The following is an 18,835-nucleotide window of genomic DNA, read 5'->3' as shown; positions in this document are numbered from 1 at the left end:
GTCGAACCTCCCTTGCTGCGGTGCGTCATAACACCGCTGGAACGGCGCTGCTAATCGCACGAAAATATTAGGTCAAGCGCTATTGAAACAATTTTCTTTCAAATTGGTCAAGCAAAGTGTATGTTTCTGTCTCTGTCGTCCGCTCCCAGGCCCCTGGGGGCTGACGGCGGAACCAGGTGTACTGGCGCTTGGCATATTGCCGCGTCGCCGCCTGGGCCCGCGCGAGGGCTTCGTCGCGGGTGATGAGCCCCGCCTGCCAGTCGGCGATCTCGCGCACCCCGATCGCGCGGCGGACCGGGGCGTTTTCGCTGAGGTCGGTGCGCGCTTCGAGTTGGCGGACCTCGTCGACCGCGCCGCTTTCGAGCATCATTTCGAAGCGTGTGTCGGTGCGGGCGTGGAGCCAGTTGCGGTCGGGCAGGAGGATTTTCGCCGAGAGCGCGATCTCGCCGCCGATCCCGCCGGTGCGCTCGGCGTGCCAATAGGCGAGCGGGAAGCCGGTCGAGCGGATCACCTCGAGCGCGCGGGCGACGCGGGTGGTGTCGCTCGGGTGGAGACGGGCGGCGGCTTCGGGGTCGAGCTTCGTCAGGTGCGCATGCGCGTCCGCCACCGGCATCGCGCGAATTTCCTCGCGGATCTCGGGCTCGATCTCGGGAATCGGGGCGATGCCGTCGAGCAGGGTGAGCAGATAGAGGCCGGTGCCGCCGACGAGGATCGGCAACAGGCCATGGGCGTGGGCGTCATGGATCGCCGCGCGCGCCTCCGCGGCCCAGCGCGCCGCCGAATAGGTGTCCGCGCCGTCGATATGGCCGAACAGCCGATGCGGGACGCGGGCTTCCTCCTCCTCGCTCGGGCGCGCGGTGAGGATGCGCAGATCGGCATAGACCTGCGCGGAATCGGCGTTGATCACCATTCCCCCACGCTTTTCGGCAAGCGCGATGGCGAGCGCGGACTTGCCGCTGGCGGTCGGCCCTGCGATGAGCGCGACCTTCGGGAGATTGGGGCCGGTCATGTTCGTAGCAACGCTTGTAGCAGAAGCTTTGAGTGCCGGGGAAATGTCCGTGGCTGCGGACCGGCTGGCGAGTTCCGGCTGCGCGCCGGCCGGCTGGCGCTGGCTCGATCAGGGCAGGGCGGCGGACCTCGATTTCGCGCATGATCCGGGTGCGGCGCGGGCTGGTCTGGAGGGCGCGTTTGCGGCGACCGACGTGATCGTCCAGCCGGTGGCGGGCCGTGAGAAGAAGCTGCTCGTCGCGGACATGGATTCGACGATGATCACCGTGGAATGCATCGACGAACTGGCCGACTATGCCGGGATCAAGGCGCAGATCGCCGAGGTGACCGAGCGGGCGATGCGCGGCGAGCTCGATTTCGCCGAGGCGCTCGATGCGCGGGTGGCGCTGCTCGAGGGGCTGGAGGAAGGCGCGATCGACCGCTGCCTCGCCGAGCGGGTGAGGCTGATGCCGGGCGCCGAGGCACTGGTGAAGACGATGCGGACGCGGGGCGCGCTGACCGTGCTCGTCTCGGGCGGGTTTACGCGCTTTGCCGAGCCGGTGGGGGAGCGGATCGGGTTCGAGCGGATGATCGCCAACCGGCTGCTGATCGAGAATGCGATGCTGATGGGCAAGGTCGCCAAGCCGATCGTCGACAGTTCGACCAAGGAGGCCAGCCTGCTGGGCGCGGCGGCCGAGCGCGGGCTCGACCTGGCGGATACGCTGGCGGTGGGTGACGGCGCCAACGACCTCGCGATGATCCGCAAGGCCGGGCTGGGGGTCGCCTATCACGCCAAGCCGATCGTCGCCGCGGCGGCGGGCGCACGGGTGGATCATGGCGACCTGACGGCGTTGCTCTACGCGCAGGGGATTTCTCGGGCGGAGTGGGTCCTTACTTGACGCCGCATGGCTCGTCCGGCGCCGGCGTGGCGCTGAACTGGAAGCGCGGGCTGACCCGGCTGGCGCTGTTCCTCGCGACGCTGACGATCGGTTATGCGATGGCGGAGGCGCTCGTGGCCGCGGGGGTTGAGGCCGGGCTTCGCGCGGCGGGCTCCGCCTCGGACAGGCTGCCGTCCAATCTCGATGCGGCGGTGCTGACGGCGGACGCCATAACGGATGCCTCCCATTGGGGAGGGCCCGTGCCGGCGCTTCTCCTGATCGGTGCAATCTTGTGGGTGGGTGTGGGCTTTCAGCCGGGCGGCGTTTCGCCGGCTGCGGGACTTGGCGTGCGCGCCAGAAGCATCCGCACCGCGCGGCTCGTGCTACGGCGGCCCCAATGGGAGGACGGGGAAGCGATCCACGCGATCTTTTCCGACGATGAGACACTGCGCTATTGGGACCGGCCGCCCTACGCCACCATCGAGGAGAGCCGGCAATGGCTCGAGCGGCTCTGCGCTTTGCCGCCCGAGACCAGCGACGTCTTCATCATCGAGCGCGAAGGGAGGGTGATCGGCGTGATCGGATCGATGTCGCGGCCATGGCTCACCTTCCTGCTGGCGAAGGGCGAATGGCGGCAGGGCTATGCGAGCGAGGCGCTGCAGGCGTTTCTGGGCTACACGTTCGGGCGCGGCGTGCCCGAGGTCCATGTCGCGACGCATCCCGACAATGCCGCGTCGCTGGCGCTGCTGCGCAAGGCCGGGTTCGAGGAATATGCCCGCTCCACCGGCCTGTTCAAGGTGCGCGGCGAGCCGGGTGCGGCGGTCCATCTAAAACTTGATGCGCCGTCGGCCGGTCCGGTGGAGGCGAAGGACGCGACGGCGATGGAGTCCGCCAATGGCTGAAGTCCCGATCTTCCAGGTCGATGCCTTCGCGGATCGTCTGTTCGGCGGCAATCCGGCGGCGGTGATGGTGCTGCCCGGCTATCCCGACGATGCGCTGCTTCAGGCCATCGCCGCGGAGAATAATCTCGCGGAGACCGCCTTCCTCGTCGCGGAGGGCGCGGACTATCGGTTGCGCTGGTTCACGCCCGCGGTTGAGGTGCCGCTGTGCGGCCATGCGACGCTGGCCAGCGCGGCGGTGGTGATGGAACGGCTCGAGCCCGGGCGCGAGCGCGTCACCTTCCATTCGGCGAGCGGCCCGCTCGCGGTGCGGCGGGCTGGCGGCGGCTATGTCCTCGATTTCCCGGCGCGGCCCTCGGAGTCCGTCGCGGCGCCCGCGGGGCTGGCCGAAGCGCTCGGCGCGGGTCCGGATGAGGTTCGCGTCAACGCCTTCAACTATATTGCGGTGCTCGCCAGTGCGGCGCAGGTGCGGGCGCTCGCGCCCGATATGGCGGGCGTCGCCGCGATGGACCGGCCGGGGGTGATCGTCACCGCGCCGGGCGATGGCGCACATGATTTCGTCAGCCGCTATTTCGCGCCGGCCAAGGGCATCAACGAGGACCCCGTGACCGGGGCGGCGCACTGCATGCTCGCGCCCTATTGGGCGGCGCGGCTGGGCAAATCGGAATTTCGCGCGTGGCAGGCATCGCGGCGCGGCGGCGAGGTGATCTGCCGCCTCATCGGCGACCGTGTCGAGCTCGAGGGCGGCTGCGTCTTCTTCCTCGAAGGGCGGGCCCGGCTATGAGCTATCGCGGTGCCTGCCATTGCGGCGCGGTGCGCTTCGAGGTCGATTTCGAGATCGCCGAGCTGACGACCTGCGACTGTTCGCTGTGCGCGATCCGCAACGCGGTGATGGCCAGGGTGCCCGAAGCGGCGCTGAGGTTGACCGCGGGGCGCGAGCATCTGACGCTCTATCAATGGAATACCAGGGTAGCGGAGCATCATTTCTGCAGCCGCTGCGGCATCTATGTCTTCCACCGCAAGCGCGCGGCGCCCGGTCATTTCGGGGTCAATGCCTTCTGTCTTCAGGGCTTCGATCCGGAATCGGTGCCGCTGCGCGCGACCGAGGGGGCGAACATGACCGTCGAGGACCCCGGTGCGCGCCCCGAATGGCCGGGGCCGCGGCCGATTGCACCCCGAACATCCGGCTAACCTCGAAATGCAATTGAACTGACCCGATCACCGCGTAACGCCAGCGCATCGGCGCCTCCGCCCGACCCCGATTCGACTGCGACAGGCGGCATCGCCGATTCCACGCAACCATGCCGGCGCTCCCGTGCCGGCCAGTCGAGAGGGCTCATGCTATGCCGATGATCACGGTTCAGGACGGCACCCAGATCTTCTACAAGGATTGGGGTGCGAAGGATGCGCAGCCGATCGTCTTCCACCATGGCTGGCCGCTGAGCGCCGACGATTGGGACGCGCAGATGCTGTTCTTCCTCGAAAAGGGCTATCGCGTGATCGCGCATGACCGGCGCGGTCATGGCCGTTCGTCGCAGACCGATACGGGCAACGAGATGGACACCTATGCCGCGGACGTGAAGGCGCTTGCCAGCGCGCTCGATCTGCGGGACGCGATCCATGTCGGCCATTCGACGGGCGGCGGCGAGGTGGCGCATTATGTCGCGCGCGCCGAGCCGGGCCGGGTCGCCAAGGCGGTGCTGATCGGCGCGGTGCCGCCGGTGATGGTCAAGTCCGACGCCAATCCGGGCGGCACGCCGATCGAGGCCTTCGATGGCCTGCGCGCCGCGCTCGCCGCCAATCGCGCGCAATTCTATCGTGACCTGCCGAGCGGGCCTTTCTACGGCTATAACCGCCCGGGCGCGCAGGTCTCGCAGGGCGTGATCGACAATTGGTGGCGCCAGGGCATGATCGGCGGCGCCAAGGCGCATTACGACTGCATCAAGGCCTTTTCCGAAACCGACTTCACCGAGGATCTGAAGGCGATCGACGTGCCGGTGCTGCTGATGCACGGCGATGACGACCAGATCGTGCCGATCGCCGATTCGGCGCTGATCGGGATCAATTTGCTCCGGCAGGGCACGCTCAAGGTCTATCCGGGCCTGCCGCACGGGATGTGCACGACGCATGCCGATATCATCAATGCGGACTTGCTGGCGTTCATCGAGGGCGAGCTGGTGGCTGACGCGCCGATCATCATCGAGCCGGCTTTGGCGTAAATTCCGCTCCCATTGGGAGAGGGAGGGAGCAAGCGCAGCTTGCGGAAGGGTGAGGGCGGTCTGTCCTCATCCTTCCCACCGCTTCGCGGCGGGCCCCTTCCTTCTCCTAAAAGGAGAAGGAGTTTAGTTCGAAACGGGCACGCAGGGGCTGACCCCGCGGCAGCTGCCGGCAGCCTCGGCGCGCGAGGCGAAGGGGCCGACGAGCACCTTGGTCAGGCTGCCCGACTTCACATAATAGACCTGGCGGCCCGGGAAGCGGCCCGCGACCTGGCCCCAGAGCTTGCGCGCGTTGTTCGGATCGCCGAACGCGCCGAGCTGGACGCGCCAGCCGCCGTCGCGGACGGGCGCCGTGACGGGCGGACGTACGACCGGGGGCTTGTTGACCGCCGCGACCTGGGTCGGCGGGGGCGTGGGTGTGGGCGTCGGGCGCGGCTGGATGGCAGGGAGCGTTCCGTTCTGCTGCGGCGACCGGCGGTTCGGCTGGGTCGTCGTGGCGGCGACGCGGGTCGGCTGGGTCGCGGGGCGCGAATAGTCGACGGGCGGCTGCGGGCGGTTCGCCATATCTTCGTACGTGCGCGCGAGCGCGAGACCCTGCTGGCGATCCTGCAGCGAGATATATTTGTCCATCTGCGCGAGCGCGGCCGAGGCCTGGGGCAGGCCAGACTGCGACGCGCGGACCATCAGCGCATAGGCGCGCACCCAGTCGCGCTCGACGCCGTCGCCGTTGAAATACATGGTGCCGAGCACGAACTGCGCGCGCGGCTCGCCGCGATTGGCCGATTTTTCGAGCCAGGGCACCGCCTCGGCGCGCTTGCCGTTCTGGAACAGGGCGAGGCCATAATTATCCTCTGCCTGCGGATGACCGCGCAGCGCCGCCTTGCGGTACCAGTCCTCGGCCATGTTGAGATCGGCGGCAACGCCGCGGCCGAGCTTATAGGCCTGGCCGAGATTGAACTGCGCATCGGGGTTGCCGGCGATCGCGGGGCCGCGCCACTTGTCGACCGCGGCCCGGTAGTCGCCGCGTTCCCAGGCTTCGACGCCTTGCTTGACCTGCTCGTCCTCGGAAACCTGCGCATGGGCGGGCATCGCCGCGATCACGCAAGAGCCGGCCATTGCGGCCAACCAGACAGACTTCATCGCAAAAAACTCCCGCGCCCCCGCAACCATGGATAAGTGACAGTTAACCATCGATTGTGAAAGAAATCCTTACGCCGCGCGGGAGGGGGAAGAGTCCCGGTGCGGAACGCGTTAACCTCTTCTTATCTCCCGCCGTGGCACTTCGTTTCCAGGGATTACCGGGAGTTTAGGGGTACATGCGCGTCCTGGCGATGGCATCGCAGAAAGGTGGTTCGGGAAAGACCACGCTGTCCGGGCACCTGGCGGTGCAGGCACAGCGGGCTGGTTGCGGACCCGTCGTCCTGATCGACATCGATCCGCAAGGATCGCTGTCCGACTGGTGGAATGAGCGCGACACCGAGTTTCCGGCCTTCGCCCAGACCACGGTCGCGCGGCTTGCAGCCGATCTCGAGGTGCTGCGCCAGCAGGGTTTCCGCACCGCGGTGATCGATACGCCGCCCGCCATCACCATGGCGATCCAGAGCGTCATCCAGGTGGCCGAGCTGATCGTCATCCCGACCCGGCCGAGCCCGCACGACCTTCGCGCCGTCGGCGCCACGGTCGATCTGTGCGACCGCGCGGGCAAGCCGCTGATCTTCGTCGTCAATGGCGCGACGCCCAAGGCGCGGATCACTTCCGAAGCCGCGGTCGCGCTGTCGCAGCACGGCACGGTCGCGCCGATCACGATCCATCACCGCACCGATTTCGCCTCGTCGATGATCGACGGGCGCACCGTGATGGAAACCGATCCGAACAGCCGCTCGGCACAGGAAATCACCGAGCTGTGGGGCTATATCAACGACCGGCTCGAGAAGAATTTCCGCCGGACCGTGTTCACGGCCCCCGCGGCGCAGGTCAATCACTATGGCGCGGCGCGCCCGGCAGGCGGCTTTGGCCGCCGGGTGGTGTCGTGATGAGCTTCGGGACCCCCAAGCCGATGGCCTCGCTCTCGTCGAGCCTGCTCGCCCGCAAGGGCCATGCCCGCCCCGCGATGCGGCCGCAGGGTTATGTGTCGCTCACCCCCAGCCAGGACGATCTGGGCTGGAACGACATGGGCGAGGAATTCGTCCAGGCGCACCAGCCGGTCGCGCCCGTCGCCCCCGTCGCGGTGCCGCCCTCGGCGCCGATCGAAGCTCCCGAGCCCGAGGTACTGCGCCAGCGCGACGTGCTGGCCGAGCAGTTCACGCCCCAAAAATCCGGGCAGCCGGCGGTCCAGGCCGAGCCCGAGCCCGTCTTCACGCCCGCGCCCGCCGCGGCTCCCGCACCCAAGGCGATCGTCACGCAGGGCACGCTCGCCCGCGTCGCGCGCGAGGTGAGTAGCAGCAAATCCAAGGCCGCGTTCACGCTGCGGCTCGATACCGACCGCCACCTGCGCCTGCGCCTCGCATCGGCGGTCACCAATCGTTCGGCGCAGCAACTGGTGACCGAGGCGCTCGACGCTTTTCTCGAATCGCTGACCGACGTGGACACGCTGGCGACCCAGCTTTCCGCGCGGGGTGGAAGGACTGGATCATGAAGACCCGTATGTTGCTCTCGATCGGGCTTTCCGCGCTCGTGCTGACGGGAGCCGTCGGCGGTGCCGCGTTCCCGGGCATGATGGCCTCCGCCGCGTCGGCCGAGAACCCCAAGCGTGCCGCGAGCGAAGCCGCCGCCGCGCGGAAATACATGGCGAAGCGCAAGGCCGACAAGGCCGTGCAGCATGCCGAGCTCGCGGTCTCCTTCGCGCCCAACGTTGCCGAATATCGCGCGCTGCTGGGGCAGGCCTATCTGCTCGCGGGGCGCTTCGTCTCGGCGCGGCAGGCGCTGACCGATGCGCTGACGCTCGATCCGAACAATGGCCCCGTCGCGCTCAACCTCGCGCTGTCGCAGATCGCGCAGGGCGACTGGTCGGGCGCGCGCCATACGCTCGACGCGCATGACAATATCGCGGCGAGCGATCGCGGCCTCGCCTATGCGCTGGCCGGCGATCCGATGCGCGCCATCGAGATCCTCGAGCCCGCTTCGCGCGCGGCCGATGCCAGCCCCAAGACCCGCCAGAACCTCGCGCTGAGCCTCGCGCTCGCCGGGCGCTGGGCCGACGCCAAGACGGTCGCGTCGATCGATCTGTCGCCCGCCGATGTCGATGCGCGGATCATGCAATGGGCGAGCTTCGCGCGCCCGGCCAACGCCTATGACCAGGTCGCGTCGCTGCTCGGCGTGCGTCCGATCCAGGATGCCGGCCAGCCGACTGCGCTGGCGCTGGTGGTCGCGAACCCCAATGTCGGAGTCGCCGCAGCAGAGGTGCCCGCGCCGGTGCCGGTGCCCGATCCGGTCGACACCTATATGCCCGGAACGCCCAGCAACGCCGCCGAAGTGGCAACGCAGGTGAGCGCCGAGACGGGCGTCGATGTCGCCGCGGTCGAGCCTCAGACGCCCGTTGAATCTGGCGTTGAGCCTGTCGCCGTCGCCGGCACCACGCCGTCGGTCGTGTTCGGCCCGCGTGCGGAGATCGTCCAGGCGGTTTCGCTGACCCCGGTTCGTCCGGCGCCGCTTTCGGTCGTGCGTCCGGCCGCGGCCCGCGTTGCCGCGGTGCGCGTTCCCGCCGCCGCGCCGCAGCGGGTGAGCTATGCCAAGGGCAATTTCTACGTCCAGCTCGGCGCCTATGACAGCCCGGGCGTCGCCCGCGATGCCTGGGCGCGGACCTCGCGCCGTATCCCGGCGCTGGGCCGCCACACGCCGCAGGGCGCGAACATCAGCACCGGCGCGGGCAATTTCTATCGCCTGTCGGTCGGCGGCTTTGCGCGCAACGATGCCGATTCGCTGTGCCGGACGGTGCGCGCGAGCGGCCAGACCTGCTTCGTGCGGGCCGGTGCCGGCGACCGCGTCGCGAGCTGGATTCGCCCGAACGAAACGCGGCTGGCGTCGCGCTGAGCGGCGTCGAACGTTAGGAAAGTTAGGGGGTCCGGCGGTTTTCCGGGCCCCTTTTGATTCACGGCGCCGGAATCCAACATTTCCAACCCGCTCAGGCGATCTCGCGCCCGCCCTTCCACAGCTTGATCACCTTGCCCTGGACCGGCATCCCGTCGAACGGCGTGTTGCCGGCGCGGGCGTGCATCTCGGCGCCGGAGATCTGCCACGGCGCGTCGGGATCGATCAGGACGATGTCGGCGGCGAGGCCGGGTTCGAGCGCGCCGGCATCGACGCCGAGGATGCGCGCCGGGTTGCGCGCGAGCAGCTCGAACAGGCGGGGCAGGTCGATCGTGCCGTTGTGGACGAGCGTCATGCCGAGCGCGAACAGTGTCTCGGTGCCCGACATGCCGGGCTCCGAATCGGCGAAGGGCAGGCGCTTCTCCTCGGGGCCGCGCGGATCGTGGCCCGAGGCGAGGACGTCGATCGTGCCGTCCGCCAGCGCGGCGAGCGCGGCCTGGCGGTCGGATTCGGCGCGCAGCGGCGGCGAGAGGTGCGCGAAGGTGCGGAAATCCAAGATGTCGATGTCCGACAGCAGCAGATGCGCGGGGGTGATGCCGCAGGTGACGGGCAGGCCGCGGGCCTTGGCGCGGCGGATCAGATCGAAGCCGGCGGCGGTGGTGACCTGGCGGAAATGGAGGCGGGCGCCGGTTTCTTCGGCCAGCGCCACATCGCGCGCGATGGCGAGCGCTTCGGCGATGCTGGGGGCGGCGGCGAGACCGAGGCGCATTGCGGTCTCGCCTTCGGTCGCGACGGCGTTGGCGGTGAGGCCGCTATCCTCGGCGTGGGCGATGACCGTTAGCCCGCAATCGCGGGCATAGGCCAGCACCTTGCGCATCACGCCCGAGTCCGAAATCCAGCGGCGGCCGGTGGCGACCGCGCGGGCCCCGGCGGCGGCGTTGATCGCCATTTCGGCGAGGTCGGCGCCGGCAAGGCCCTGGGTCGCTGCGGCGAGGGGGTGGACCCAGAGGTCGGGCTTGCCCATCAGCGCGGCGCGGCGGACGATGCCGGGATCGTCGAGCACCGGGGACTGATCGGGCATGAGGCCGACCCGGGTGATCCCGCCCGCGCGGCACGCCTTGCGGTCGACCGCGAACACCCCGAGATCGATGATGCCGGGGGCGAGGATGCCGCCGTTCCGGGCGAGCTTGGCGCAGTCGATGACTTCGGCGTCGTCCTGGACGTCCGCGACGATGGTGTCGCCATCGATCGAGAGCGAGTCCGCACCGGAGAGCAGCCGGGAATTGGCGAAGAAGCGTTTCATGCCCAGCCCTCCACGCCGCGCGCGCGGCGGGTGAGGACGTCGAGGCAGGCCATGCGGACCGCGACGCCCATCTCGACCTGTTCGGTGATCGCCGAACGCTCGGGGTGATCGGCGACCGAGGAGGTGATCTCGACTCCGCGGTTCATTGGGCCGGGGTGCATCACCAGCGCGTCGGGTTTCGCCCGCGCCAGCCGTTCGTCGGTAAGGCCGTAGCGGAGATGATATTCGCGGGTGGAGGGGATGAAGGCGCCGCTCATCCGCTCATTCTGGAGGCGGAGCATCATCACCACGTCGGCGCCGTCGAGCGCCGTGTCGAAATCGGCGAAGGGGGTGACGCCCATCCGCTCGATCGCCGCGGGCATCAGCGTGGCGGGGCCGCAGACGCGGACTTCGGCGGCCAATGCGGTCAGCGCAAGCATGTTCGATCGCGCCACGCGGCTGTGGAGGATGTCGCCGCAGATCACCACGCGCTGGCCGGCGATGCTGCCGCGGCGGCGGCGGATGGTGAGCGCGTCGAGCAGCGCCTGGGTGGGATGTTCGTGCCAGCCGTCGCCGGCGTTGAGCACCGGGCAATCGACCTTGGTCGCGATCAGCTGGACCGCGCCCGAGCTGCCGTGGCGGATCACGATCACGTCGGCGCGCATCGCGTTGAGCGTGACCGCGGTATCGATGAGGGTTTCGCCCTTTTTCACCGAGCTCTGGGCGGCGTGCATGTTGACCACATCGGCGCCGAGCCTTTTGCCCGCGATCTCGAACGAGAGGAGCGTGCGGGTGGAGTTTTCGAAGAAGGCGTTGATCTGGGTAAGGCCGGCGAGGCGCTTGTCGGGCTTGGCATGGGCGCGGTTGGCATCGACCCATTGTTCGGCCTCGTCGAGCAGGAACAGGATCTGATGCGGCTTGAGGCCCGCAATGCCGGTCAGGTGCCGGTGCGGGAAGACGGCGCCGCCCGGGATCTGGGCGGCGGGGCGATGATCTGAGGCTGGCATTAAAGGGGCCGGTTAGCGGGGTGGGGCGGGGGGCGCAAGCTTCGCGGCGGCTTTCTTTGCCTGACGATCACGGTTCATCTGCCTGCCGCGATGCTTGTTGCAATGATCGCAGGCAGCCTTGAGGTTGGCGACATTGTCGCGGCCGCCGTCCATCTTGGCCTTGCAATGCTCGATGGTCGGGCGCGTCGGGCCGGTTTCGGTGAAGGGCCGGCGGCAATAGCAGCAGCGATTGCCCTGCTCGGCGGCACGGCGGACACGAACGTTGCGCGCATAGCGGCTATTCAGGGCCATGATGTCCCCCAGCTAACGATAGGGCGGAAGCTACGCCCCAATCGCTAAGCGGAAGTAACCGCCGCCTTCACTGAATCGGCCGTACCTCGATGACCTTGAGATAGTCCATCCGGTCGCTGCCCGGCACCAGCATGTTGAATTGCGACCAGCGGCCGGGGAGGTACTGGCAGGCCTGGGTGTCGATCTGAGGGCCGATCGGACCGATCGCCACGGGGAGTATGCGGGTCACCTCATAGGTGACGACGCGATCGACCTGGGATTTGAAGACGAGGGTGACAGCGAGGTATTTGCGGACGTCCTCGACGGTCGAAATATAGTCGAACGTGCCCCAGCCGCCCGGCCAGGTCTCCTTCTGGCCGGGGGCGAGCGCCATCTGGAAACGGGTGCCGACGGGCAGGATGGCGGTGGGCGCCGCCATGAGCGTGCCGCTGGCCGAGGGCTGGGTCGGCACGAACCAGGTCGGCCAGGGCGAGCCGCCCAGGCCGTTGTTGACGAGCGTCTGATAGGCCTTGGTGGCGGTGGCGTCGTCAGCGTAGCGCCAGCGCTCGGCGGCCCACCAGGCCTTGCCCGGCGGCGAATCGATCGAGGTCGCGTCGCAGACCTGCGCGACGGGGACCAGCGTGGGGCCGCCGCTGGGGGCGGTGGGCGCGGGGCGGGCGGTCTGGGCCGCGGCGAGCGCGGGGTTGAGGAGCGCGAGCGCGAGGCTTGCCCGCAAGAGCCAGGTCATGGTGCCGCGCATCGATTTCCCCCTTTGATTGCCCGGGCTCTGCGTATCACGACCGATCGCGGAAGGAAAACGGCTTTAGCGAGCAAGAAGAGCGCGGGGATGGTGGCGGTCGTTTGTTCGATTGGATAGGGTGGTGGCAGGGGGATTCGGCGGCATGTTCGGTTGGACCAATACCTTGCCGGTCGCGGAGCCGGAGATCGTCGCGGTTCCGGCGGCGCTCTTCTTGTTGATCGGCTTGCTCGACTATCGGTTTCGGCTGCGCGGGACGCGATGGTCGCGGGCGCTGGCGCATGTGTTTCCGGCGGAACTCTATCGGCGGCAGGCCAATTCGATCGGGTTCGTCAATTACTGCCTGTCGCTGGCGCTGATCTTCAAAGGGGGCGGGGTGGTGACCTCGTTGATCGCGGCGCAGGCGATCGCCGGGGCGGGAGTGCCGCTGGCCGGAGTGGGGGGATGGACGGGCGTCGCGATCCAGGTCGCGCTGATCTGGCTGGCGCATGACTTCGGCAATTATGTCCAGCATCGCGCCCAGCATGCCTCGCCATTGTTGTGGCGCTTTCACCGGCCGCATCATTCGGCCGAGGTGCTGACCCCGTTCGTGCAGATACAGGGGCATCCGATCGACCTGCTCGTCGGGATGGCGATCGAGTTTCCGTTCACGCTGGCCGGAGCAGTGCTGGCGCTGATGCTGACCGGGGGGAGCTTCCTGGGCGGCACGCTGGGGGGACTCGGGGTGGTGGCGGGGATCGGGCAGCTCAAGGGCGCGCTGGGGCATAGCCATCTGGCGATCTGCTTCGGGTGGTGGAACCGGCTGGTGCTCGCTCCCGTGACGCACCAGATCCACCACAGCGCCGAGGCGCGGCATCGCGGGCGCAATTTCGGCAGCAATTTCGGGATCTGGGACTGGATGTTCGGGACGCTGTACGTGCCGGAGCCGGGCGAGCGTTTCCGGCTGGGGCTCGATGCGGCGTCGCTGGGGGCGGACAATCCCTATCGGACCGCGGCCGATATCTATTGCGAGCCGGTGGCGAGCGCGGCGGCCATGGTGGGGGAGGCGATCCGCCCGGTGGGTTTCAAGGACGCGTGAGCGCGTCGATCGCGGCCTGAAGGATGTGCGCGGCGGCCATATTGTCGATCCGCTCCGCGCGCTTGGCACGGCTGAGGTCCTGCTCGATCATCGTCCGTTCGACCGCGACCGTGGACCAGCGTTCGTCCCACAGGAGGATGGGGAGACCCATATCCTCCAGATTGCGGGCGAAGGCGCGGGTGGATTGGGTGCGGGGGCTGTCGCTGCCGTCGAGATTGAGGGGGAGGCCGATGACGAGACCCTTCACCTGCTGCTGCGCGGCGAAGGTGGCGAGCGCGGCCTTGTCGCTGGTGAATTTGGTGCGGCGGATCAGCGTGGCGGGAGAGGCGAAGCTCCATTGCGCGTCGCAGAGCGCGGTGCCGATCGTCTTGGTGCCGACATCGAGGCCCAGCAGGCGGCCGCCCTGGGGGAGGGCTTCGCGATAATCGGGGGCGAGGGGGGTGATCATCCGTTCCCTCTAACCCCAACCGTCATCCCGGCGAAAGCCGGGACCCAGAGCCACGGGCTGCGTCGCGTGCGATTCCCTGGGTCCCGGCTTTCGCCGGGATGACGGTTATTTGTTCGAGAACGCCGCCAGCCGGCGTTCGGCGTCCTTGCGGATATTGGCCCAGAACAGGCTGTAATCGAAGACGTGATAATTGTTGCCGGGCAGGACATAGGGGCCGAGATCGGGCGGGTTGGTGCCGATCAGCAGGAAGCCGCGGCCGGCGCAGCGCGCGGGGACGCGGCCGGGCTCGAGCGTGGCGTTGGTGAGGTCCTTGGTGGGGAGGAGGGCGCCGAGATTGGCCTGCGCCGGGGCGGTGTCGTTCGCCTTGCCGGTGATCGGGTTGGTGCAGACGAACGCGGTGCCCTTGCGGGGGAGGCCGGTGAAGCCCGTGCTGGCATCGAAGGCGTCGGTGATCAGCCCGGTGTCGGCGGGCTCGCCGAAGCTCTGCCACGAGAGGATGCAGCCGGCCTGATCGGCGGTGGCGCAGGCCGGAAGCCCCATTCTGGGCAGATCGGCGGTGATCGAGACCGGCCAGCCGACGACATAGGCCGCGACGATGCGCTTCTCGATTCTGGTCCCCGCGATCCGCTCGGCGAGCAGGCGCGACAAATGCAGCGCGCCCTGGCTGTGGCCCGCGAGGATGATCGGCCGGTCGCCGGCCTCGACCAGGAACTGCTCGAACGCGGCGAGCACGTCGCGATAGGCGAAGTCGATCGCCTTGTGCGCTTCCTCCTTGCTGGTGAGGAAGGCGCCGAAGGTCGCCTGGCGGTAACGCGGCGCCCAGATCGCGCCGACCGCGTTGAACGCACTCGCCTGGCCGCGCAGGAACAGCTCGGCGCGGGCATTGGCCTCGGCATTGTCGAGCGGGGCGTTCCAGCGGGTGCGCTCGAGGAAGGAGGTGGGGTGGATGAAGAAGACCGCAGCCTCGGGGTTGGCGGCGGGGCTGTGGCCCGCGGGGGTCCAGAGCGCGGGGTTGCCGGGCTTGTCGGGCCGGGCGATCCACATCTCGGCGCGGGCATAGCTGCCGGGCGGGGGGAGCGCGGCGACCTGGACGCTGGGGACGAGCGCCTGCCTGAGCAGCTCGGCGCCCCAGAAACGGAAGGCAAAGGTGGTGGCGAGCGCGATCACGATGAGGACGACCACCAGATAGAGGAACTTGCGGGCCAAGCGGCACTCTCCGTTGTGCAATGCAACATAACCGCCCCCGCGGCAATCGCGTTCCCCGTGATACATGGTTGCTCGGGATGCAACCTGTCCCGGTCTGCACGGGAAATCCACTTTACCCCGGGGCCGCGATGCGAGACCCTCCCCATCGCGCCATGGCGTCAGGGAGGGGATCATGACCGACTCGTTCGAGGAAACGGAGGCGCCCGCGCCGGAAGAGACCGCGCCATGGCCGCTGCGGCCGGTGTTGCTGGCGCTGATCGGGCTGGCGGCGGGCTATGGCGTGCACCTGATCATCGGCGCCGATTTCACGAGCGCGCATACTGCGTGGCAGCTCACCAAGCTTTCTGGGCTGATCGTATCGGCCGGACTGTTCGGCTTCACGCTCGAGCGGCGGCACTGGTGGGCGTCGCTGATCTTCGCGCTGGCGATGGGGGCGACGGCTGCGGGGATTTTCTGGTGGAACGGCGATCCCGATCATTGGGGCGGCGGCGACGGGTGGCGGATGTTCAGCCTCGCCCTGGCGCTCGCGATCGCGGCGCCCCTGTTCCAGGCGGCACGCGATGCCGACGGGATCCATTTCCCTTACCCTTCGGTGCACGATCATGCCTGGACCAATATCGTGCTGTGGGTCGCGTGCTGGGTGTTCGTGGGGATCGTCTTCGCGCTGGCCTGGCTGCTGGCCGCGCTGTTCCACCTCATCAAGATCGATTTCCTCCAGGAGCTGCTGGAAAAGATGTGGTTCGGGCGGTGCCTGATCGGGCTGGCGTTCGGCGCGGGGCTCGGGTTGCTGCGCGAGCATGACTTCGTGGTGCGGCTGCTCCAGCGGGTGGTGGCGACCGTGCTCGCGGTGCTGGCACCGGTGCTCGCGGTGGGGCTGGTGATGTTCCTGGGTGCCTTGCCCGCCACCGGGCTCGCGCCGCTCTGGGCGGCGGGGAACTCGACCGCGATCTTGCTGAGCTGCACCGTCGGCGCGCTGATCCTCGCCAATGCGGTGATCGGCAATGCGCCGGATCAGGAGCGGCAATTTCCGCTGCTCAAGGGCGGGGCGATGGCGCTGGCGGCGGTGATGCTGCCGCTGGCGGTGATCGCGGGAGTCGCGATCGGGCTGCGGATCAACCAATATGGCTTCACGCCGGAGCGGCTCTGGGCGCTGACCTTCGTGATCATCGCCTGCGCCTATGGGCTGGCCTATCTGGCCGCGCTGCTGCTTGGCCGGGCCGACTGGGCGGCGAAGGTGCGGCCGGCCAATCTGGGGCTGGCGATCCTGCTCTATCTGGTCGCGCTGGTGCTGGCGACGCCGCTGGTGAGCTTCAACGCGATCTCGACCCGCGACCAGGTCGCGCGGCTCGAATCGGGCAAGCTGACGCCGGAGAAGTTCGACTGGAGGGCGTTGGCGTTCGAGTTTGGCGAACCCGGGCGGGCGGCGATCGAGCGGCTGAAGCACTCGCCCAACGCCGCGATCAAGAAGCAGGCGATCGCCGCGGGGCAGGCGACGGACCGCTGGGAAGTGACTGACGGGGGCGAAGGGCACGCGACGCTCGCGACTCTCGAGGAGAGGCTGAGGCTGCTGCCGGAGGGCAGGACGCTCCCGGCCGACCTGCGCGCGCTGATCGTCGATCACTATCCATGCGGGCGGGACAGCGGCGACGGCGGCAAATGCACCCTGTTCTTCGTGAGCGAGCAGGAAGCGCTGCTGATCCAGGGGGGCTGCTTCGAGACGCCGGCACCGGCGCCGGCGGGCAAGCCGGAGGGGACGGTCGTTTCCCCCGCGGTGGAGACGGTGTGCATCGCGCAGTCGCCCCAGCGTTATGTGGTGCTGGGCGGCAAATGGGTCCAGGCGCCGCCGGGCTGGCAGCTCGATGACGCCGCGCGGGCCAAGGCCGGTGCGGGCTACCGGACCGGGCAGATCGAGGTGCGCAAGGTCGAGCGGCGGCAGGTGTTCGTCGGCGGCGTGCCCGTGGGGGACGCCTTCTAGCGCTTGATGGACGGGGGGCGCCCCTGCTAGGCGCCCCTCATGTCCGTAGATAGCGCCACCGTGAAGAAGGTCGCGAGCCTCGCCCGCATCGCGATCACCGACGCCGATGCCGATCGGCTCGTGCCCGAACTCAACAACATCCTCGGCTGGATCGAGCAGCTGGGCGAGGTCGACACCAAGGGCGTCGAGCCGATGACCGCGGTGATCCCGAACACGCTTCGCCTGCGCGACGATGTGGTGACCGAGGGCGGGCAGCGCGACGCGGTGCTGGCGAACGCGCCGCAGGGCGAGCATGGCTTCTTCACCGTGCCGAAGGTGGTGGAATGAGCGACATCACCGATCTCGGCATCGCGCAGCTGCGCGACGGCATCCGGCAGGGGAAATTCTCGGGCCGCGAGGTCGCCGATGCGTTCGTGGTGAAGGTGAGCCGCGCCAAGGCGCTCAACGCCTTCATCGTCGAGACGCCCGAGCATGCGATCGCCGCGGGCAAGGCCGCCGACGAGGCGCTGGCCGCGGGCAGGCCGCTCGCGCCGCTTGCGGGCGTGCCGATCGGCATGAAGGATCTGTTCTGCACCAAGGGCGTGCAGACCACCGCGGCGAGCCACATCCTCGAGGGGTTCAAGCCAGTCTATGAATCGACCGTCTCGCAGAAATTGTGGGACGCGGGCGCGGGGATGCTGGGCAAGCTCAACCTCGACCAGTTCGCGATGGGATCGTCGAACGAGACCAGCTATTTCGGCAACGTCATCTCGCCGTGGCGCAAGCGCGGCAGCAACGCCGCGATGGCGCCGGGCGGCTCTTCGGGCGGCAGCTCGTCGGCGGTGGCGGCGCGGCTCTGCCCGGGCGCGACCGGCACCGACACCGGCGGTTCGATCCGCCAGCCCGCGGCGTTCGTGGGCATCAGCGGCATCAAGCCGACCTATGGCCGCTGCTCGCGCTGGGGCGTGGTGAGCTTCGCCTCGTCGCTCGACCAGGCGGGGGCGATGGCGCGTGATGTGCGCGACTGCGCGATCATGCTCGAGGCGATGAGCGGGTTCGATCCCAAGGATTCGACCTCGCTCGACCTGCCGGTGCCGAAGTGGGAGGAGGGGCTGTCGTCCGATCTGCGCGGGCTGCGCGTCGGCGTGCCGGCCGAATATCTGGTCGACGGCATGCCCGCGGAGATCGCTGCGCTCTGGCAGCAGGGCATCGACTGGGTGAAGGATGCCGGTGCCGAGGTGGTCGAGGTGTCGCTGCCGCATACCAAATATGCGCTGCCGGCCTATTACATCATCGCCCCCGCCGAGGCCTCGTCGAACCTCGCGCGCTATGACGGCGTGCGATACGGCCTGCGCGACCTGCCCGAGGGCGCGAATTTGCAGGAAATGTACGCCGCGACCCGCGCCGCCGGTTTCGGCGACGAGGTCAAGCGCCGGATCATGATCGGGACCTATGTGCTCTCGGCGGGCTTCTACGACGCGTACTTCACCCAGGCGTCGAAGGTCCGCACGCTGATCGCCCGCGACTTCGACAACGCCTGGGCGGTGTGCGACCTGTTGCTGACCCCGACCGCGCCGAGCGCGGCGTTCGCGCTGGGCGAGAAGCTCGCCGATCCGCTGGCGATGTACCTCAACGACGTGTTCACGGTGCCGTCGAGCCTGGCGGGCCTTCCGGCGATGAGCGTGCCGGGCGGGCTCGACAAGGACGGGTTGCCGCTGGGGCTGCAGATCATCGGCAAGCCGCTCGACGAGCAGCGCGTGCTCAATGCGGGCCTCGCGATCGAGGAGCGGGCGGGGTTCACGGCACGTCCCGACGCCTGGTGGTGAG

General features: G+C 68.8%; 20 protein-coding genes. 12 read left to right on the top strand and 8 right to left on the bottom strand.

Annotated elements, in window-relative coordinates; all coding sequences use genetic code 11:
- Positions 1-79: 79 nt before the first annotated feature.
- Complete coding sequence (gene miaA / locus OF829_RS14630; protein ID WP_264940824.1) at positions 80-1,009, bottom strand: tRNA (adenosine(37)-N6)-dimethylallyltransferase MiaA; 930 nt, start codon at positions 1,007-1,009, stop codon at positions 80-82.
- Between miaA and serB the strand changes: the two genes are divergently transcribed.
- The 5 genes from serB to OF829_RS14605 all read left to right on the top strand — a co-directional run bounded on the left by serB (position 1,008) and on the right by OF829_RS14605 (position 4,983).
- On the top strand, positions 1,008-1,886 hold the full coding sequence (serB, locus tag OF829_RS14625) for a phosphoserine phosphatase SerB (protein ID WP_264940823.1): 879 nt from the start codon (positions 1,008-1,010) through the stop codon (positions 1,884-1,886). The two genes, miaA and serB, sit on opposite strands and share 2 nt — an antisense overlap.
- A gap of 26 nt (positions 1,887-1,912) precedes the next feature.
- A complete protein-coding gene (locus tag OF829_RS14620) occupies positions 1,913-2,767 on the top strand; it encodes a GNAT family N-acetyltransferase (protein WP_264940822.1) in 855 nt (284 codons plus the stop codon).
- Positions 2,760-3,548 carry a PhzF family phenazine biosynthesis protein gene (locus tag OF829_RS14615; protein WP_264940821.1) on the top strand — a complete coding sequence of 263 codons (789 nt, stop codon included), beginning with the start codon at positions 2,760-2,762 and terminating at the stop codon, positions 3,546-3,548. Before OF829_RS14620 ends, OF829_RS14615 begins: the two co-directional genes overlap by 8 nt.
- Entirely contained in the window at positions 3,545-3,955 is a 411-nt protein-coding gene (locus OF829_RS14610) for a GFA family protein (protein WP_264940820.1), read from the top strand. Before OF829_RS14615 ends, OF829_RS14610 begins: the two co-directional genes overlap by 4 nt.
- A gap of 152 nt (positions 3,956-4,107) precedes the next feature.
- A complete protein-coding gene (locus OF829_RS14605; RefSeq protein WP_264940819.1) occupies positions 4,108-4,983 on the top strand; it encodes an alpha/beta fold hydrolase in 876 nt (291 codons plus the stop codon).
- A 123-nt stretch (positions 4,984-5,106) separates the two neighbouring features.
- On the opposite strand, the gene OF829_RS14600 is transcribed toward OF829_RS14605, so the two are convergent.
- Positions 5,107-6,096, bottom strand: a complete 990-nt coding sequence (locus OF829_RS14600; RefSeq protein WP_264940818.1) for an SPOR domain-containing protein — start codon at positions 6,094-6,096, stop codon at positions 5,107-5,109.
- Positions 6,097-6,296: 200 nt separating this feature from the next.
- Here OF829_RS14600 and OF829_RS14595 point away from each other — a divergent pair, with 200 nt between their 5' ends.
- The 3 genes from OF829_RS14595 to OF829_RS14585 are packed head-to-tail and all read left to right on the top strand — an operon-like array spanning position 6,297 to position 9,009.
- Positions 6,297-7,013: a ParA family protein gene (locus OF829_RS14595; RefSeq protein ID WP_264940817.1), complete on the top strand. Its 717-nt coding sequence runs from the start codon at positions 6,297-6,299 to the stop codon at positions 7,011-7,013.
- Complete coding sequence (locus OF829_RS14590) at positions 7,013-7,615, top strand: hypothetical protein (protein WP_264940816.1); 603 nt, start codon at positions 7,013-7,015, stop codon at positions 7,613-7,615. Before OF829_RS14595 ends, OF829_RS14590 begins: the two co-directional genes overlap by 1 nt.
- Positions 7,612-9,009, top strand: a complete 1,398-nt coding sequence (locus tag OF829_RS14585) for an SPOR domain-containing protein (protein ID WP_264940815.1) — start codon at positions 7,612-7,614, stop codon at positions 9,007-9,009. The genes OF829_RS14590 and OF829_RS14585 overlap by 4 nt, the downstream gene beginning before the upstream one ends.
- A 91-nt stretch (positions 9,010-9,100) precedes the next feature.
- Here the strand turns inward: OF829_RS14585 and OF829_RS14580 are convergent, their stop codons facing one another.
- The 4 genes from OF829_RS14580 to OF829_RS14565 form a co-directional block, all read right to left on the bottom strand.
- Positions 9,101-10,309 (bottom strand): dihydroorotase, encoded by a 1,209-nt coding sequence (locus OF829_RS14580; RefSeq protein ID WP_264940814.1) that lies wholly within the window; start codon positions 10,307-10,309, stop codon positions 9,101-9,103.
- On the bottom strand, positions 10,306-11,295 hold the full coding sequence (locus tag OF829_RS14575; protein ID WP_264940813.1) for an aspartate carbamoyltransferase catalytic subunit: 990 nt from the start codon (positions 11,293-11,295) through the stop codon (positions 10,306-10,308). Before OF829_RS14575 ends, OF829_RS14580 begins: the two co-directional genes overlap by 4 nt.
- Before the next feature lie 12 nt (positions 11,296-11,307).
- Positions 11,308-11,586 (bottom strand): HNH endonuclease, encoded by a 279-nt coding sequence (locus tag OF829_RS14570; protein WP_264940812.1) that lies wholly within the window; start codon positions 11,584-11,586, stop codon positions 11,308-11,310.
- 67 nt (positions 11,587-11,653) lie between these two features.
- A complete protein-coding gene (locus tag OF829_RS14565; RefSeq protein WP_264940811.1) occupies positions 11,654-12,325 on the bottom strand; it encodes a hypothetical protein in 672 nt (223 codons plus the stop codon).
- A gap of 142 nt (positions 12,326-12,467) precedes the next feature.
- Between OF829_RS14565 and OF829_RS14560 the strand changes: the two genes are divergently transcribed.
- Entirely contained in the window at positions 12,468-13,400 is a 933-nt protein-coding gene (locus tag OF829_RS14560; protein ID WP_264940810.1) for a sterol desaturase family protein, read from the top strand.
- Here OF829_RS14560 and ruvX read toward each other — a convergent pair.
- Together ruvX and OF829_RS14550 are read right to left on the bottom strand one after the other, a co-directional pair.
- Positions 13,387-13,848 (bottom strand): Holliday junction resolvase RuvX, encoded by a 462-nt coding sequence (gene ruvX / locus OF829_RS14555; RefSeq protein WP_264940809.1) that lies wholly within the window; start codon positions 13,846-13,848, stop codon positions 13,387-13,389. The two genes, OF829_RS14560 and ruvX, sit on opposite strands and share 14 nt — an antisense overlap.
- 105 nt (positions 13,849-13,953) lie before the next feature.
- Positions 13,954-15,054 (bottom strand): DUF3089 domain-containing protein, encoded by a 1,101-nt coding sequence (locus tag OF829_RS14550; RefSeq protein WP_264940808.1) that lies wholly within the window; start codon positions 15,052-15,054, stop codon positions 13,954-13,956.
- A 172-nt stretch (positions 15,055-15,226) separates the two neighbouring features.
- Between OF829_RS14550 and OF829_RS14545 the strand changes: the two genes are divergently transcribed.
- From OF829_RS14545 to gatA, 3 genes are read left to right on the top strand one after another with little or no spacing between them, the layout of a single operon-like run.
- The gene (locus OF829_RS14545; RefSeq protein ID WP_264940807.1) at positions 15,227-17,029 is read left to right on the top strand and encodes a DUF4153 domain-containing protein; all 1,803 of its coding nucleotides are present in this window, start codon (positions 15,227-15,229) and stop codon (positions 17,027-17,029) included.
- A 39-nt stretch (positions 17,030-17,068) separates the two neighbouring features.
- Entirely contained in the window at positions 17,069-17,356 is a 288-nt protein-coding gene (gene gatC / locus OF829_RS14540; protein ID WP_264940806.1) for an Asp-tRNA(Asn)/Glu-tRNA(Gln) amidotransferase subunit GatC, read from the top strand.
- Positions 17,353-18,834, top strand: a complete 1,482-nt coding sequence (gatA, locus tag OF829_RS14535) for an Asp-tRNA(Asn)/Glu-tRNA(Gln) amidotransferase subunit GatA (protein WP_264940805.1) — start codon at positions 17,353-17,355, stop codon at positions 18,832-18,834. Before gatC ends, gatA begins: the two co-directional genes overlap by 4 nt.
- Position 18,835: the final 1 nt, after the last annotated feature.

The sequence above is a fragment of the Sphingomonas caeni genome (genome assembly GCF_026013415.1).
Taxonomy (GTDB): domain Bacteria; phylum Pseudomonadota; class Alphaproteobacteria; order Sphingomonadales; family Sphingomonadaceae; genus Sphingomonas; species Sphingomonas caeni.
This window is presented reverse-complemented; position numbering and strand designations above follow the sequence as displayed.

What these genes read in the sequence shown, in the direction of transcription:
- gatC (WP_264940806.1), top strand. Translation starts at nt 17,069, where the DNA reads ATGTCCGTAGATAGCGCCACCGTGAAGAAGGTCGCGAGCCTCGCCCGC.
- OF829_RS14545 (WP_264940807.1), top strand. Translation starts at nt 15,227, where the DNA reads ATGACCGACTCGTTCGAGGAAACGGAGGCGCCCGCGCCGGAAGAGACC.
- ruvX (WP_264940809.1), bottom strand. Translation starts at nt 13,848, where the DNA reads ATGATCACCCCCCTCGCCCCCGATTATCGCGAAGCCCTCCCCCAGGGC.
- OF829_RS14595 (WP_264940817.1), top strand. Translation starts at nt 6,297, where the DNA reads ATGCGCGTCCTGGCGATGGCATCGCAGAAAGGTGGTTCGGGAAAGACC.
- OF829_RS14580 (WP_264940814.1), bottom strand. Translation starts at nt 10,309, where the DNA reads ATGAAACGCTTCTTCGCCAATTCCCGGCTGCTCTCCGGTGCGGACTCG.
- OF829_RS14560 (WP_264940810.1), top strand. Translation starts at nt 12,468, where the DNA reads ATGTTCGGTTGGACCAATACCTTGCCGGTCGCGGAGCCGGAGATCGTC.
- OF829_RS14585 (WP_264940815.1), top strand. Translation starts at nt 7,612, where the DNA reads ATGAAGACCCGTATGTTGCTCTCGATCGGGCTTTCCGCGCTCGTGCTG.
- OF829_RS14590 (WP_264940816.1), top strand. Translation starts at nt 7,013, where the DNA reads ATGAGCTTCGGGACCCCCAAGCCGATGGCCTCGCTCTCGTCGAGCCTG.
- OF829_RS14565 (WP_264940811.1), bottom strand. Translation starts at nt 12,325, where the DNA reads ATGCGCGGCACCATGACCTGGCTCTTGCGGGCAAGCCTCGCGCTCGCG.
- OF829_RS14600 (WP_264940818.1), bottom strand. Translation starts at nt 6,096, where the DNA reads ATGGCCGGCTCTTGCGTGATCGCGGCGATGCCCGCCCATGCGCAGGTT.
- OF829_RS14575 (WP_264940813.1), bottom strand. Translation starts at nt 11,295, where the DNA reads ATGCCAGCCTCAGATCATCGCCCCGCCGCCCAGATCCCGGGCGGCGCC.
- OF829_RS14610 (WP_264940820.1), top strand. Translation starts at nt 3,545, where the DNA reads ATGAGCTATCGCGGTGCCTGCCATTGCGGCGCGGTGCGCTTCGAGGTC.
- OF829_RS14570 (WP_264940812.1), bottom strand. Translation starts at nt 11,586, where the DNA reads ATGGCCCTGAATAGCCGCTATGCGCGCAACGTTCGTGTCCGCCGTGCC.
- serB (WP_264940823.1), top strand. Translation starts at nt 1,008, where the DNA reads ATGTTCGTAGCAACGCTTGTAGCAGAAGCTTTGAGTGCCGGGGAAATG.
- OF829_RS14615 (WP_264940821.1), top strand. Translation starts at nt 2,760, where the DNA reads ATGGCTGAAGTCCCGATCTTCCAGGTCGATGCCTTCGCGGATCGTCTG.
- miaA (WP_264940824.1), bottom strand. Translation starts at nt 1,009, where the DNA reads ATGACCGGCCCCAATCTCCCGAAGGTCGCGCTCATCGCAGGGCCGACC.
- OF829_RS14605 (WP_264940819.1), top strand. Translation starts at nt 4,108, where the DNA reads ATGCCGATGATCACGGTTCAGGACGGCACCCAGATCTTCTACAAGGAT.
- gatA (WP_264940805.1), top strand. Translation starts at nt 17,353, where the DNA reads ATGAGCGACATCACCGATCTCGGCATCGCGCAGCTGCGCGACGGCATC.